General features: G+C 44.0%; 11 protein-coding genes and 1 pseudogene. 5 read left to right on the top strand and 7 right to left on the bottom strand.

From position 1 onward, the window contains the following. The 5 genes and pseudogenes from B3J29_RS10620 to pnp all read left to right on the top strand — a co-directional run. The coding region (locus B3J29_RS10620) for a hypothetical protein (protein WP_286965406.1) at positions 1–360 on the top strand (360 nt) is incomplete at its 5' end. Continuing rightward, positions 360–4,425: pseudogene (locus tag B3J29_RS10610) on the top strand (UvrD-helicase domain-containing protein). The gene B3J29_RS10620 and the pseudogene B3J29_RS10610, both read left to right, overlap by 1 nt. A gap of 71 nt (positions 4,426–4,496) precedes the next feature. Continuing rightward, positions 4,497–6,269 (top strand): exodeoxyribonuclease V subunit alpha, encoded by a 1,773-nt coding sequence (recD, locus tag B3J29_RS10605; protein WP_286965398.1) that lies wholly within the window; start codon positions 4,497–4,499, stop codon positions 6,267–6,269. 894 nt (positions 6,270–7,163) lie between these two features. Then, the gene (gene rpsO / locus B3J29_RS10600) at positions 7,164–7,433 is read left to right on the top strand and encodes a 30S ribosomal protein S15 (protein WP_004637724.1); all 270 of its coding nucleotides are present in this window, start codon (positions 7,164–7,166) and stop codon (positions 7,431–7,433) included. A 249-nt stretch (positions 7,434–7,682) separates the two neighbouring features. Next, positions 7,683–9,770, top strand: a complete 2,088-nt coding sequence (pnp, locus tag B3J29_RS10595) for a polyribonucleotide nucleotidyltransferase (protein WP_171064785.1) — start codon at positions 7,683–7,685, stop codon at positions 9,768–9,770. A gap of 162 nt (positions 9,771–9,932) precedes the next feature. On the opposite strand, the gene B3J29_RS10590 is transcribed toward pnp, so the two are convergent. From B3J29_RS10590 to B3J29_RS10560, 7 genes are all read right to left on the bottom strand, one after another. Next, positions 9,933–10,196, bottom strand: a complete 264-nt coding sequence (locus B3J29_RS10590; RefSeq protein WP_004781728.1) for a YdcH family protein — start codon at positions 10,194–10,196, stop codon at positions 9,933–9,935. 93 nt (positions 10,197–10,289) lie between these two features. Next, positions 10,290–10,619, bottom strand: coding sequence for a chaperone modulator CbpM (locus B3J29_RS10585; RefSeq protein WP_004781729.1), 330 nt, complete (start codon positions 10,617–10,619; stop codon positions 10,290–10,292). Between the two features lie 520 nt (positions 10,620–11,139). Then, a complete protein-coding gene (locus tag B3J29_RS10580; protein WP_262735970.1) occupies positions 11,140–11,601 on the bottom strand; it encodes a DUF2147 domain-containing protein in 462 nt (153 codons plus the stop codon). Between the two features lie 191 nt (positions 11,602–11,792). Beyond that, entirely contained in the window at positions 11,793–12,254 is a 462-nt protein-coding gene (locus tag B3J29_RS10575) for a DUF2147 domain-containing protein (protein WP_004781732.1), read from the bottom strand. Positions 12,255–12,531: 277 nt separating this feature from the next. Then, positions 12,532–12,981: a DUF2147 domain-containing protein gene (locus B3J29_RS10570; protein WP_262735972.1), complete on the bottom strand. Its 450-nt coding sequence runs from the start codon at positions 12,979–12,981 to the stop codon at positions 12,532–12,534. Positions 12,982–13,195: 214 nt separating this feature from the next. Beyond that, positions 13,196–14,071 carry an Hsp33 family molecular chaperone HslO gene (gene hslO / locus B3J29_RS10565; RefSeq protein ID WP_004781734.1) on the bottom strand — a complete coding sequence of 292 codons (876 nt, stop codon included), beginning with the start codon at positions 14,069–14,071 and terminating at the stop codon, positions 13,196–13,198. 50 nt (positions 14,072–14,121) lie between these two features. Further along, complete coding sequence (locus B3J29_RS10560) at positions 14,122–15,978, bottom strand: cation:proton antiporter (RefSeq protein WP_262735973.1); 1,857 nt, start codon at positions 15,976–15,978, stop codon at positions 14,122–14,124. Between the last annotated feature and the right edge of the window lie 13 nt (positions 15,979–15,991).

Below are 15,991 nucleotides of genomic sequence, written 5' to 3'. Positions count from 1 at the left end.
GGACTGCGTTCTAGTCAGGCACGTCATCATTTACAGGCTTGGCTGAACGCTTGGGAAGTCGGACAGACCCAGCCGCTGGTATTACCAGCCGAATTGCTGATGAAAAAGGCCTGGGAATGGACCGAAAATGAACAGGGGCAGATCACCATTGCTGAGATGCAGGAACTGCTAAAAGCCTGGAACAACAGCTATGAAAGTGCCAAGCCTTTGGCCAGCGATGAATCCAGCCAGTTGCATCAGGACTGGCAGTTTATTTTGCAGGATCAGGACCCGGATCTGGCCTTGCAACGCTGTTGCCATGATTTTGCCCATGCGCTATATGCGCCAATTCATGAACATCTGGAATGGATAAAAGAATAATGACCATGTTACCCAACCAGAACAAAAAGATTTCAACCAATCCGATTCAGGACATGCGCTTTAGCGGCCTGCACTGGATTGAAGCTTCCGCGGGGACCGGTAAAACCTATACTTTATCCAGTTTGATGGTACGGATTTTTCTGGATCAGTATTATCCGCATCAGGTCATTGCGACGACTTTTACCCGTAAAGCCACGGCTGAACTGAAAAACCGGGTACGTCTCAGAGTCGAGGAAACGCTGGCCTTCATTCAGCGTCATCAGGAGCTGAATTCGGTCGAAATCACCGCCAAAATCCAGACTGAATCGGATCCACTGTTTCAGCAGGTATTAAAAGATTATGGCTCACGCATGGATTATGCCCGGCGCCGTCTGCGTCTGGTACTGAACCAGCTGGATGAGCTGTTTGTCGGAACGCTGGACAGCTTTAGCCAGAAATTATTGCGTGAATTTGCCTTTGAAAGCGGCAAGATTGAACGGGCGGAACTGACTGAAGATCAGGACCTGTACATTCAGCAGTTGATTCATGATGTGCTGCGGGAATGGATCCAGCAGCAGCCGCAATATATGGTCAATCATCTATATCTGCAAAACCTGTTGAAACCAGTAGAACATTATATTGGACTAGTTCGTGATGCTCTAAATTTCCGTGTGCAATACTTTCAGAAAGTAGAAAAAGTCGAATGGGATCTGGCTGAACTAGAGCACTGTATTCAGCGCCTGTTCGATGTACATGAACATGAAATTGAGATCATTCGGGAGTATTGCCAGAATTCTCCCAAGTATTTTCATAAGAGTTTTTTCACCAGATTAAGCGATGTCTGTGAAAACTTTATGACCTGGATGGCTGTGCTGAAAACCAAAGGCGCGATGAGCTTTTTTGATCCAGAACTGCATGCGATCTTATTAAATCTGTGTTATTTGCGTCGCAAGAAAACCGATTTTCAACCGGTCTCAATGAAGCAAGTATTTAACAAAAGCTGTCCGGAAGCAGAGCAGCAGCAGATTCTGCAACATAGCCTGATTCAGGCCATTGATGGATTGTGCGAAGTCAAAGAGAAGATGGATGCACAGTTGAAGCAGCTGACCACCTATCTTGAATATCATATTATTCGCAGTGTGCAGAACCGTCTGCCGCAAACCTTGCAAAAACAGGGCGAAACCACATTTTCCCAACAAATCCGTACTCTGGCTGAAGCTTTACAGGGACAGCAAGGTCAGCGTTTTGCCCAGTTTGTACAGGCNNCTGGCTAAAATCTGGCGCGATCCGAATCGGGTCAAAGCCGGCTGTATGATCATGGTCGGTGACCCGAAACAGGCGATTTACGGTTTTCGTGGCGGCGACATGCTGACCTATAACAAGGCGCGTGCCGACGTGCTGCAAAAGCAGGGCCGTGAATATACCTTGATCCAAAACCATCGCTCGATAAAACCTTTAGTCGAGGTGGTGGACGCGCTGTTTCAACGCCAGATGGATTTTGGTGAACAGGTGCATTACACCCTGATTCAGGCGGGAAGCCGGCCACATCCGGATTTAATCGATAAAACGCTGAGTAATCCGCATCCACTGCGCTGGATTCAGCTCGGTGAACAGGACGTTGAAGCCGATCAGGTGGTCTGGAAAATTCGCCAGTTATTGAATCAGTCTGAACAGCAGCAGCTATATTTTCAGCAGGGTGACAACGTTCAGCACTTAAAAGCGGATGATATTGCAGTCCTCAGTTTTGGCCATTATGCGCTGGAACAGGTTAAGCAGCGTCTGCAACGCATGGGGATTCCCTGTTATAAGGAATCCAAGCAGAGCGTCTTTGCCAGCGCGGTCGCTCAGGATGTTGCAGCTGTTCTGACCGCGATCATGGAACCTTTTAACGAGGCCAAAGTCAAACGTGCCTTATTGACCCGGTTATTGGGCTTTAACCTGAAAAAGCTAATCGAACTGCAAGAGCAGAGCGAAGGTCTGAGCCGTTATATTGCTGACTTTGATGCCATCCGGGAAATGTGGTTTGAAAAAGGGTTTCTGACTGCTTGGAATTATGCCTTAAACCTGTTTCAGGTCTGGACCAATCTGGTCGCGAGCCAGAGTCTGGACAATGAACGGGTAGTGGTGAATTTACGTCACCTGACCGAAATTCTGTGCCAGCAAAGTGAATATTATCAGGGTGCTCAAAAGCTGTATCACTGGTATCTGCGTCAGTTGCAATCACCTTCCGGCAAGGACAACGAAAAAGAGCGCAAACTCTCTGGCGATCATGGGGTACAGCTCTTAACCATCCATGCTTCCAAAGGTCTGGAATTCAAAGTGGTGTTCCTGTTAGGTGCCGATGCACCTTTTGATGTGAATAAAGGGAATCTGAACTTTTCCCTGTCAGCCGCAGAAAATGTACTGGAACAATCTCGGGTGATTGCAGTCAAGCATAAGGACTTGCATGAGCAGGCGATTTTGCAAAATGCGGCCCGTAATGCCGCAGAAAATCACCGGCTTTGGTATGTGGCACTGACCCGGGCCAGTCACCGGGTTTATGCCATGTTGCAAGATCAGAGCGGACAGGCAGATTCAGGGCTAGCATTCTGGCGTGGACAAGGTGAGGCGGTCTTTCAGCATGCCTTAAGTCTGCTTGAACCACCTCTGGCTTCTGAGCCGCCTAGAATTGTAGCAAAACAGACAGAAGCACCGTTACAGATGCAGGCTCATCCTTTACCGGAGCGACAGTTCTATCCGCGAACTAAAACCAGTTTTACTGCACTATCACAGCATCTCCCGCATCAGGCGATATTGCAGGATGATCTGGTCATCGCTTCTGAACGTCCAGGCAGTGCCGCAGATGAAATGAATTTGCTAGAACTGGAACAGCAGGTAGCCAGTCAGCCACTAGACTGGATCAAGCTGAATTTTCCAAAAGGCACGGTGGCCGGTACTTTTCTGCACAGTATTTTTGAGCATATCGATTTTCAGGATCGCAGTTACTGGAATCTGGAAATCCGTCGCCGTTTTAAAAATACGGCACCACAAATCTGGCAGGAACTGAAAGAGAAATTTCATCAGGCCTTTCATGTTCGTCCATTGTTACAGCAAGCATTTACTCCGGGCTATCAGACGGCCTGTGTGAATTTACAGACCCTGTTCAGTCAGGTGGCCCGTCAAGGTCAAATGCAGCCGGAGAAATTGCAGCAGAGTATGCAAAAAGTACTTTCCAGCCTGAATTATAAAATCCTGACCGGAATTCGTCTGCATGATCAGAGTGAAGCTTATCGTCAGCAATGGCAGCAGTTTTTCCGTTCAGCTCAAACCTTCGATCACTCTGAATGGTTAAACTTCTTAGGGCAGTTTCAGCGCTATTTTACAGAACTGGATGATGAGCCTTTTATCCAGTTTTTCGAACAGGAAATGGCGCAGATGACGCCTGCTGAGACAGCAGCGCAACTGAATGTAGAAGCCGTTTTTCAGCAGGCATTCGATCATTTCATTGATGAGATGATTGAAGATCTTCTGCTCAATCGGGTTCATGACTGGCTCAAAGAAATTCTGGCTGCACCCCTACAGAAAGACTTCAGCCTGGAACAGTTGCAGCAAGGTGCTTATCTGTCCGAGTTCCCGTTTTATCTGTCTTTAACCGATGTGCCGTTACAGATTCGTCAGATCCAGCGACTGTTTGCCGAGCATGATATTCTCATGCCTGATTTTAATGAGGCAAAATCAGCACGCTATCTGACCGGATCTATCGATTTGGTTTATTTTGATGGCCAGCGCTATCATATTGCCGATTATAAAAGCAATTTTCTCGGGCCGGATCAGCAGCATTACACGGCCGAGGCCATCCAGCAGAATATGACTCACTCCAGTTACTGGCTGCAAGCGGCCTTATATCTGGTGGCATTGCATCGTTATCTAAGCGTGAACATGCAGGGGTATGACATGCAGCAGCATCTGGGTGGGGCGACTTATCTGTATTTGCGCGGTATGAATGGTCAGGCTGAACAAGGCGCTTATCACTGGCAGCCTGGTCTGGAATTTATTCTGAAACTGGATGAAATTCTGGGCTATTTTGAGCAGAAAAAATCAGCATAATTTTGATGATTTATAAAATTTTAAGAGTTTAAACAGAAGATTATCCTGTGGATAACTTTGAGGATAACTGTGTGGAAAATGAGCAAATTCACGTGTCTCAGCAATCAGCCCATTTAATGGCCTGGATTGACTATCTATGTCAGCCACCATTCAGTTCGGCGACCTTTGATGCTGCCGCAAAATTGCTGATTCAGCAGCTCCTTGAAGCGATGCAAGAGGGTAATAGTTGTATTCCGGCCAGTGCCGAGCAAACCGCTCTATTGCATCATTTGGTACTGGATCGGAGTCAGCAGGCTCAGGGTATTGCACCCTTTATTTTTGAAAACCAGCAATTGTATTTATACCGCTACTGGCAGCTGGAACAAGCGGTCGCCACCCAGATCGCCCGGATCAAGTCACAAGCCATCACGCCAGTAAATTTAAGTGAGCGTGATCGTAACCTCCTGATAGATCCACAGCAAAAGCAAGCGCTGGAAATGGTCGCCAAGCAGGGGCTGAATATTATTACCGGTGGGCCAGGAACTGGTAAAACCTATACCTTGGCACATATGATTGCGGTGCTACATGAAGCCCTACCCAATATCCGGATTGCGATGGCTGCTCCGACGGGTAAAGCGGCGCAGCGGATGCAAGAGGCCTTGCAGAAAGCCTTACATAGTGAAAAGTTACAAGCTTTTGAGCTGGAGACTTTAAAGCAGGTTCAACCTGTTACTTTGCACCGCTTACTGGGCTTGGGGCGGTTGGGACGCTCCCGGTTTCATGCCAAGCAGCCTTTGCCTTATGATGTGATCGTGGTCGATGAAGCATCCATGCTGGACTTAAGCCTGTCACAGATGCTCCTTGCTGCAGTGCCAGATTCAGCCCGCTTAATTCTGTTAGGCGATGCAGACCAACTGGCCTCGGTGGATGTCGGCACTGTACTGGCAGACTTGCAGCAGACTTCTGTTCTGGCAGATAACCGGGTCAATTTAATCACGACGCGCCGTTTTGCCTCAGGCGCCCGAATTGGTGCGATGGCATACTTTATCCAGCAGGAGCATGTTCCAGCATCAGTTTTAAACCAGTTTGAACAGCAAGTGGTTGCTGCGAGTGAGCTGCAAGTAATTGCACTGGACCAGGTAGAGATTGACCAGCTGCAACTGCAATATCTGCCAGAAATAAACCCAACTACAGGTCTCCAATTAGACCCATATTATGATCAACTGATGTATGGCTATCAGGCTTATGCGGACGCGATCAAACAGGCTCAGGATCAGACTGATTTCGAGCAATATGTGCAGCAGGCAATTCAGCACTTTGATCATTACCGGATTCTCACCGCAATCCGGCATGGTGATCTGGGTTTGAATAAAATCAATCAGCAGATTGAACAGCGTTTTCTGGCCAGTGTAGGCAAGTTAAAACAGGGCGACTGGTATACCGGCCGACCAGTGATGATGACTTATAACGATTATCAGCTGGGTCTGTCCAATGGTGATATTGGAATCTGTTTCTGGAGAGAACAAGAAGGACAATCACAATTTGAAGTATATTTCCCGAGTCTGGAAAAATGGGTGCTGGCGACACGCCTGCCAAAAAGTATAGAAACAGCTTTTGCTTTGACGATTCATAAATCGCAAGGTTCAGAATTTACTCATACGGCTGTAGTACTTGATCAACAAGCCAAAAATTTACTGAGTAAGGAACTGATTTATACAGCGATTACTCGAGCTAAAAAAGTCGTGAGCTTGCTGGTAGATCGTGATGCTTTTACACAAGCGCTATGTGTAAGAACCACACGAATGAGTGGTTTAAGCAAAAAAATACTTGAACAATGCAATAATGTATTGGCAAAAAATAAATAACTTTTGTAGGTAAATGCTTACATGGATTCAGGAAATTGGCGCATGGAGCTTTTAATCGGTTTTTGAGAAGATTGGTCACACAAAAGAACTCAACACGGAAAGTTGGGTATAAATCGCATAATAAGAACAAGAATGTCACCAGACAGCGAACTTACAGTGAAGTAAGTGAAAGAGGAAGCTTACAGCCGCTAAGCCTTGTAGTTTTGGGAGAGACTACAAGGCTTTTTTATATCTGCCGTTAATAGAATTTTGCCGTAATCTTATAGAACGATAAAATTGGCAGAATAAGTAAATTTAAGTAAATAGCGTAATTAAAAGATATATAAGTGTAATATTTTGCAAATTTCGATGATAATTTTGTACGTAATGGCTTACAGCCAGTGAGGATAAATGCCTCTATGAGCATTTCGACAATATGGCAAAATCTACCACACAAGGAAGTTATTTTTAGTCAGGAAGATTTGAAAATAATAAAGCGTAAAACGCACTAAAAAAACAATAAATAAAAAATGATAATAGAAGAAACTACAGCGCGAAAAAGCCCGAGTTTACTCGGGCTTTTTTTTATCATTTATTTCTAAGCGCGACCAGAAATATTTTAAATATAAAAAGATCAGTTAATTTCTGCAGTTATCTAAACAGCTACTCATAAGCCAGATCAAGTCCAATTCCTGAAATTATGTGTAAATTGAACCATATGGAATTTATTCATATCAGTAAATAAGCCAAGGCAGCTTGGCAGCCAATACCATCAAAATTCATGATCTATTTTTGCAATCTGACGCAATTTCCCTTAAAATATGCAACTTGCTGTAGTGATGCACGGCAGTCAATGTATTGAATTCTCATTACTTTGATTTTTATCAAGATATATAAGCATCTCGGAGAAATCGAATGGCTTTAACAAACGCAGATCGCGCAGAGATCATTGCTAAATTTGCTCGCGCTGAAAACGACACTGGTTCACCAGAAGTTCAAGTAGCTCTTTTAACTGCTCAAATCAATGACTTACAAGGTCACTTCAAAGAGCACAAACACGACCACCATAGCCGTCGCGGTCTGATCCGTATGGTTAACCAACGTCGTAAGCTTCTTGACTACCTAAATGGTAAAGACCACGGTCGTTATGTTGCATTGATCGGTGCTTTAGGTTTACGTCGTTAATTCGATTTAAACTTTATTTTCGGGTTTATTGCATGCCTTGTGCTTTATTACTGAAAACTAAAGTCGGTTTAGCCTTTGGCTAGATCAGGGGAAGGGGCGAATGTTCGCTCCTTCTTTGTGTTTAAAAATAGTGTTTATTTCTGGTGAGGTCGGCTTCTAAGCTTTGTCATTTACCCGTCCATTTGGATGTGAATGCCAAACCTTAGGGGTCTCCACTAGAATAAAATCAGGAAAAAATAAAACATGTCGATGTTTAATATTGTTCGTAAAGAATTCCAATTTGGCCAACATCAGGTTGTCCTAGAAACAGGTCGTGTTGCGCGTCAAGCCAATACCGTATTGATTACCATGGGCGGCGTAACTGTATTAGTTGCTGTTGTTGCTCAACCCACTGCTAAAGCAGGTCAAGACTTTTTCCCGCTGACTGTTAATTATCAAGAAAAACAATACGCAGCTGGCCGTATTCCTGGTGGTTACGGTAAACGTGAAGGCCGTGCATCTGAAGCTGAAACGCTGATTTCACGTCTGATCGACCGTCCAATTCGTCCATTGTTCCCAGAAGGTTACTATAACGAAATCCAGGTGACTGCGACTGTTGTGTCTTCTGACAAGACTATGGAAGCTGACATTGCAGCAATGCTGGGTACTTCTGCAGCACTTGCGATTGCAGGTACACCATTCCGTGGTCCAATCGGTGCGGCACGTGTGGGTCTGATCAACGGTGAATACGTTCTAAACCCAAGCTTTGAACAATTGAAGGAAAGTGATCTTGATCTTGTCGTTGCAGGTACGGAATCTGCAGTACTGATGGTTGAATCGGAAGCGAAAGAACTTTCGGAAGACCAAATGCTGGGTGCAGTATTGTTCGGTCATGATGAAATGCAAATCGCGATCCAAGCAATCAAAGAATTCGCGACTGCAGCTGGTGCGAAAGAATCAACTTGGGTTGCACCTGAGAAAAACGAAGACCTTCGTGCAAAACTGAAAGAAGCATTCGAAGCGAAAATCTCTGAAGCATATACCGTTGCGGTGAAACAAGACCGTTATGCAGCACTTGATGCACTTCAAGCAGAAGCGCTAGCTCAGTTCGTTCCAGAAGGCGACGAAACTGGTCTTGCTGATGACGTAAACGAATTATTTGAAGATCTTAAATACCGTACCGTACGTGACAACATCCTGTCTGGTAAACCACGTATTGACGGTCGTGATACTAAAACTGTTCGTGCCCTTGATGTACAGGTTGGCGTATTAGAGCGTGCTCATGGTTCTGCATTATTCACACGTGGTGAAACTCAGGCATTGGTCACTACTACTCTGGGTAATACTCGTGATGCGTTGATGGTAGATACCCTGGCTGGTACCAAAACTGATAACTTCATGCTTCACTACAACTTCCCTGCATACTCTGTAGGTGAAACAGGTCGTGAATCTGGTCCTAAACGTCGTGAAATCGGTCACGGCCGTCTAGCTCGTCGTGGTGTTCAAGCCGTGCTTCCAGCAGCTGACCGCTTCCCGTACGTAATCCGTATCGTATCTGACATCACTGAATCTAATGGTTCATCTTCAATGGCGTCTGTATGTGGTGCTTCTCTATCATTGATGGATGCCGGTGTTCCACTTAAAGCACCAGTTGCGGGTATTGCAATGGGTCTGGTGAAAGAAGGCGAACGTTTCGCAGTTCTTTCTGACATCCTGGGTGACGAAGACCATCTTGGTGATATGGACTTTAAAGTAGCGGGTTCTGCTAACGGTATTACTGCGCTACAAATGGACATCAAGATTGAAGGTATCACCGAAGAGATCATGGAAGTTGCATTGAACCAGGCTTATGCAGGTCGTATGCACATCCTGAATGCAATGAACCAAGTGATTTCACGTGCTCGTCCAGAAATTTCTATGCACGCACCAACTTTCCAAGTGATCAACATCAACCCTGACAAGATCCGTGACGTGATTGGTAAAGGTGGTGCAACGATTCGTCAAATCACTGAAGAAACTAAAGCTGCGATTGACATCGAAGATAACGGTACAGTACGCGTATTTGGTGAAACTAAAGCTGCTGCACAAGCTGCGATTGCAAAAATCCAAGCGCTGACTGCTGAAGTTGAGCCAGGTACCATCTACACAGGTAAAGTGATTCGTATCGTTGAATTCGGTGCGTTCGTGAACATTCTGCCGGGTACTGACGGTCTGCTTCACATTTCTCAAATCTCTAACGAACGTATTGCCAACGTGGCTGACGTATTGAAAGAAGGTCAGGAAGTGAAAGTACAAGTTGCTGACGTTGATAACCGTGGTCGTATTAAATTGACAATGAAAGACATCGAACAAGCATAATTCGATGACTTTTTAAGTCTGAAAAAGCCCGCATCATGCGGGCTTTTTTATTTGGACAGATTCTTTATTTAAGAGCCAAGATCATTTAATAATCACATTTTAAGTAAAACGGATGATTAAGCCTTGTATTGAAACACTCTTGGTTGAGAAAGCTGTTCTCATTCAGGTAAGCGGATCGGCTTCAGAATTTTTTAACATGCGATAAATCTCGTCTTTTAATTTCAGTTTTTTGCGTTTAATCGCATCGATATCATCATTGATATGATTGACTGGATCGAGTTCAAGCTGGCTAATCTGTTTGTCCAATTCACTATGTTCCTCAAACAGTCGGGCAAAGTACGGATTTTCCTCACGTAATTGCACAATTAAATCACGGTATTCTGGGAACATGTATTTGATCTTTTTATTGCAGTCTTTGGTTTTCATAGGGATATTTATCACTCAAAAAATAAAAGAAAAAAGCAAAATATGCCCTAGTCCGCATTGATTTAACTCAAGCAGACCGGACATTAAAAGACATTACTTGAAATGCAGATGTTTCACCTCGCGACGTAATTCCTGCACTTCATCAATGAGATCCAGCATCATGGCAACGGCACTAAAGGAAGCATCAAAATCACGCTGCAAACGGTAAGCCCGTTGTGCTCGAGTAATATCTTCCCCGAGGAAGGTACCAGGATGCGTTTTAGAACGGTTCGGCAAAATTCCATGTTCAATGAGTTGCATCACCCATTCCGGACTTTGGCCACATGCTTCAGAAAAGTGGAACAAATCAAAGGTACGATCATCCATGATTTCAGAGGGGATATAACCGTTGGAAAAGTTTTCTCTATATTGAATTGTAGTCATAGCTCTACTCCTTAAACAGCCAGGCTTGAGACATTCAGAAAGGAAGGTCGTCCTGAAGTAGGGGAATGCCATAATATTTTATGGCCGCTGCGCTGTGCCCTAACGGTATGGGATGCTAGTTGAACCAGCATCCTGCCTAGAAGAGGGACTCCTATCCTATGGAAATCCTGCTTGAACCTGAACAGCTCAGTCTGATCAGGGAAACAAAGATCTAGGCGGGCATCTGTTTTTATAGTTTTATCTGTCATTTGCAAACCATCCGCTGTTTGCAACACACATTTACCCATACCGATCAATTGAGGAATACTTGTTACATGGATACTCCGTTCCAGAGGTTCCAGAGTCCGTAGCAGATTGAATTGCAGCTGAAGATAGATCATTGTGTGAATAAAAAATAACCGTCTTCAATTCATTATTATGAGTTTGGGCTGAGGGAAACAGTTTTTATTTGTACTTAATTGTTTCAAATCATAACCATTAAAAAAGCCCCTGAAACAGGGGCATGGAAAACTGACAAAAATTAGTATTTTATCCAAGTAACACTGCGTCCGATAACCGAAACGCCTACATAACCACGCAGGGTTAGGCGTTTGCCATTGGCGCTTAAACGTGCTTTACCTTTGTAAACTTTACCGCTGATTGGATCAAGTATCCTGCCATCATGGAATTCGCGAGGTTTTTTTGGGTCTGCTTTAAAATCCCAGATAAATGGCAAGCCAATAAATGGTTTATTCTTAAGCTGTCCTGGACATTTGCTACAGATTCCCAGTTTTTCTGCACCTGGCAGGCTGCGGGTTTCTACGATAATTCCCTCATAGCTACCATCTGGTTTTTTGCGGATTTCGACATCAGCACGAGAATAACCGGATTGATCATCGATAGTCTTCCATTTCCCCAGTAGTGGATCTTCAGAAGCAAGGCTTAAACCTGCTACTGTTGCCAATGTGATCCCCATCATTAAGCGACTTAAAATTTTCTTCATAACATGCCTGTTGATCAATGATTATTCATATTAGACTTATTACTCTAATTTATTTATAAATTGTAACAAAATCAATAGTATAAATTGTGATGAGATTGGCATAAAATTAATGAATACATGTGAATTATCACATGAGATAAAAATAAAAAAGCTCCTTAGGAGCTTTTTTTCTTAATAGTCTGAATTCGAAACTAGTTTTTAATCCAGGTCATATTGCGTCCGACCGTTGCACCTTCAGCGCGGCTATGAATGGCGAGATGCCTGCCATTATTTTTCAGGCGGGCACGGGCCTGATAAAGCTGACCAGAAGCCGGGTCGAGCAGAGTGCCGTTGATAAATTCATTGCTATGGTCGGGATGACTACTCAATCCCTTGAGCATCGTCAGTCCAATGAGAGGCTGATCTTTCAATGCGCCTTTGCATAGAGTGCAAGTCTGCTGTCGAGCTGCCCCAGGAATCTCACGAACATACACAATTTTGGCAATATAGCGGTTCTGGGCATCCTTACTAATTACCACATCTGCCAAGGAATAACCGGTACGGTCATCAATGGTTTTCCAGTGGCCAAGTAATGGGTCACTGTTGGCGAAAGCAGATAGACTGATGGTGCTTGCTGCTGTAAGAATGATAGAACAAAGCAGTTTGAATCTCATTGCCACATTACCCCATGTTATTGAAAATATATTTAATTTATTAAAGGCATAAAAAAATTATGGGATTAATATAGCGTGAAAAATACACTAAATACCAGTCAATCATCACATTAAATGAAGAAAAATGAATATGAGTTAAAAATTACGTTCATTCATCCTAATGAGAGGGGGGAATATTTTCGTGATAAGGAATGGAATAAAGATAATGATTTTAAGCTGTCCAAGCCTTTGATCTGGTCAGACAGCTTACAGATGAGAATTTATAAAAAAATGAGGTTTATTCGACTTTCACCCAGGACACTGTGCGTCCGAGCATGGGTGTACCTACATAGCTACGAAGCGTCAGCACATTGCCTCGGGAATTCAGCGTTGCCTTGCTTTTATAGACATTGCCGGTTAGTGGATCGAGAATTGAACCATTAACGAATTCATTTTTCTTTTCTGGATTTGGCTTTAGACCTGATAAGACAGAGATACCCAGAATAGGTACATCTTTCAGTGCCCCCTTACATTTAGAGCAATAGGTATGTGCAGGACGATTTGGAATGGCATGGATACGAATGACTTTACCTTGGTAGGTGCCATCATTGAGTTTACTGATTTCAACATCAGCATGCGCATAGCCCGTTTTGTCATCAATGGCTTTCCATGTGCCCGTGATTTCGGCTGCATAGCTGAAGCTCTGCACAGCACATAACATCATACCCATTAAATATCGAAATTTCATTTAAAATATTCCACTTATTTTTTTGATTTTTTTACTTTGAAAATACCGTTGATCTTCTGATTCTATCGGTGTGCAAATTTTAATCATGGGGCAAGCTTGAAATTAAGTACATTTGTCTTTTTTTATGAGAAATTTTGGTCAATATTTTATGAAAATATAAAATGAAAAAAAGCACTCAATATTGAGTGCTTTTTTGAGTCGAACAGGGCTGTTATTAACTGAGGTGTTCACCAAACAGGCTTAAAGCTTCTTCAGCCGTAAAAATATAACGGCTATTACAGAACTGACAGTCCATCTCAATTGGATTCTGGAATTCTAAAGTTTCACGAACCGATTCTACACCAATCTGCTGTAAGGCAATCGCACAACGTTCTTTAGAACAGGTACAGCCAAACTGTAAATGTTCTACTTCTGGCAAGCGCACTTCTTCTTCGTTATATAAACGATAGAGAATTTCATTGGCCTCCAGAGTGACCAGTTCTTCTGTTTTTAATGTTTCAGTCAGCATAGTCAGACGTGGCCATAAGTCTTCATCGACACGGCGTTGTTCTTCTTCACTGTTACGCGGTAGCAATTGAATCAGCAAACCACCTGCACGGTTGTTGTCACTGGCCAGCACGATACGTGTCGGAATCTGGGCAGACAGGTCATAATATTGCATCAGACAGCCAGCCAAATTTTCCTGATCAAGCGGAACAATACCTTGATAACGCTCACCAAATTCAGGCTCGATATTGATAAACAGCACTGGATTAGTCAGTGATTTTAAAACTGTGCTGCTATCTTCTGCTGCCTGAAAATGCGGATCTTCTTCATAATCCGCCAGTGCACGTACTTCACCGCGATGGTTACATTCAGCCATTGCCCATTTAAATGTGCCTGAAGCCTGAATTTGCAGGCTGATACGCCCTTTAATTTTCAGGGTACTGGCCAATAGTGCAGTGGCACTCAGCATTTCACCTAACAGGATTTTTACTGCAGGCGCATAATCACGCTGGGCCAAAATTGTTTGTAAAGCTTCTTCAAGATGCACCACTTCACCACGAACAGGGCTATCTTCAATAAAAAAGCGTTGGCGTAAATCAGACATAAAATTCTCCATAACCCTGCTTTAATGGTGGCATTATTGTAAAACACAAGTTATGCCAGATCATCTCTTATTGCATCAATTCCTGAAGCGTTGTTGTCCTGTTGCGTGTCCGTATCCTGTTCCGATACTTTTTTTAGCTGATCCTGAGCAAAAAGATGCTCCAGTTCTGCCAGTGTACTCCTTGAGCCTGCGGAATTAAACGGGCTCTCCGTATCCGGATGAAATTGACTATTGAGCAGGTTTTCATCGTGAGTATGAAACTCATGGATCTTTTGTTGCACCTGTTCTTCAGACAACCCACTCAGCTGACCTAGCAGACCCTGACTTAGTTCTAGTGCAGAAGCATAGGTTTCTCGCCAGATTCGTTCCACGCCCAGCTCCTGAAGTAAATGGACATGATGCCGGTCACGTGCCCGTACCCATAAAGACATATCAGGATAATTTAATCGCAGATGTCGGATGGTCAGCAGTGAATCTTCAATATCATCAATGGCGACAATCGCATGCTGAACCGTATCCAGATGTGCCTGAGCTAAAGCCTCTGGCTCAGTCGCATTGGCCTGATAGAAGGTAATACCGTAAGAGGTCAGCAATTCAGTTGCTTCGATATTGCTGTCCATTACACTGAATTTTTGCTGTTGTTGTAGCAGGATGCGGGCAATAATCTGGCCAAAACGGCCAAAACCGATTAATAAAATTGGTGCAGTATTTGGTGGAAGGCTTTCAATGTCAAAGGTCGCTGCCAAATGATTTTGCCGATCCAGTCGTGGCAGAATCTGGTCATGCAATAACCAGTAAAATGCCGGTGTGAGTAGCATGGATAAACTTGCCATCCACATCAATGGGGAGAGCAGGGTGGGTGTAATGATCTGCTGTGAAAGTGCAATGATGAGTGCCAGAAAAGCGAATTCACCACTTTGTGCCACACTGGCAGCCAGTAGCGTACTATTGCGCCAACTATGCTGATAATAACGTGCCAATCCTAAGGTAATCGCAAATTTAATCAGGATCAGCGAAAGTGTTCCAGCAATAATCAATCCAGGTTGCGTTAGTACATCGGCAAACTGCAATGACATACCCAGACTGATGAAGGCTAGCCCAATCAATAAGCCGCTAAAAGGCTGCAGACTCTTTTCAATCGAAATCCGGAAATCAGAATCTGCCAGTAACATACCGGAAAATAATGCCGCCAGGTACAGATTCAGTCCCAGCGTATCCATCAGGACTAGTAAGCCCAGGAAAATGACAATAGCAACAATGCTGTGCAATTCATGACGACCACTTTTGGCAATCCAGCGATAAAGCGGCTGCATGAAATAGCGGTTACATAGAAATAAGCCAGTAAAGGTAGCCATCATGGCAGCAAAATAAGCTATGCCATGTTCTGTTGAACTGACGCCTGCAAAGAGCGGAATTGCTGCAATGACAGGAATTGCAATCAGTGCATGAATCAGGGTGTTGGCATAAGCGGATTGACCATAACTGGTCGCCAGTTGTTGCTGATTGTTTAAAAACTGCGTGACCAACGTCATGGCAGAGAGGCTGCCTGCCAGTCCGATAACAATACTGGAAACCAGATTCTGATCGAGAAAGAACCAGGCCAGCAGGCCAAAAATCAGGGTCGTGCTCAGTACCTGTAAAATGGCCATAAACCACAGGGATTGTCTAAGCTGAAGAATTCGTTGTGGTCTGAGTTGTAGGCCAATCCAGAACATAAGGGCTAACAAGCTGATTTGAATAAAAGTCTGCATCACCTCAGGAGCCGAGATCAGCGCTAAGACACTCGGCCCAATGATTAAACCTGTCAGTAAATAGCCCAGCACTGTTGGCAGTCTGAGTTTATGGCTCAGTGGCACCATAAACAGTGCAATCGCCAGAACCAGCGCTATTTGTAACAGTATCGACATTTTTCCGCCTTAA

Source organism: Acinetobacter sp. UBA5984 (genome assembly GCF_002429925.1).
Lineage (GTDB): Bacteria > Pseudomonadota > Gammaproteobacteria > Pseudomonadales > Moraxellaceae > Acinetobacter > Acinetobacter variabilis.
This window is presented reverse-complemented; position numbering and strand designations above follow the sequence as displayed.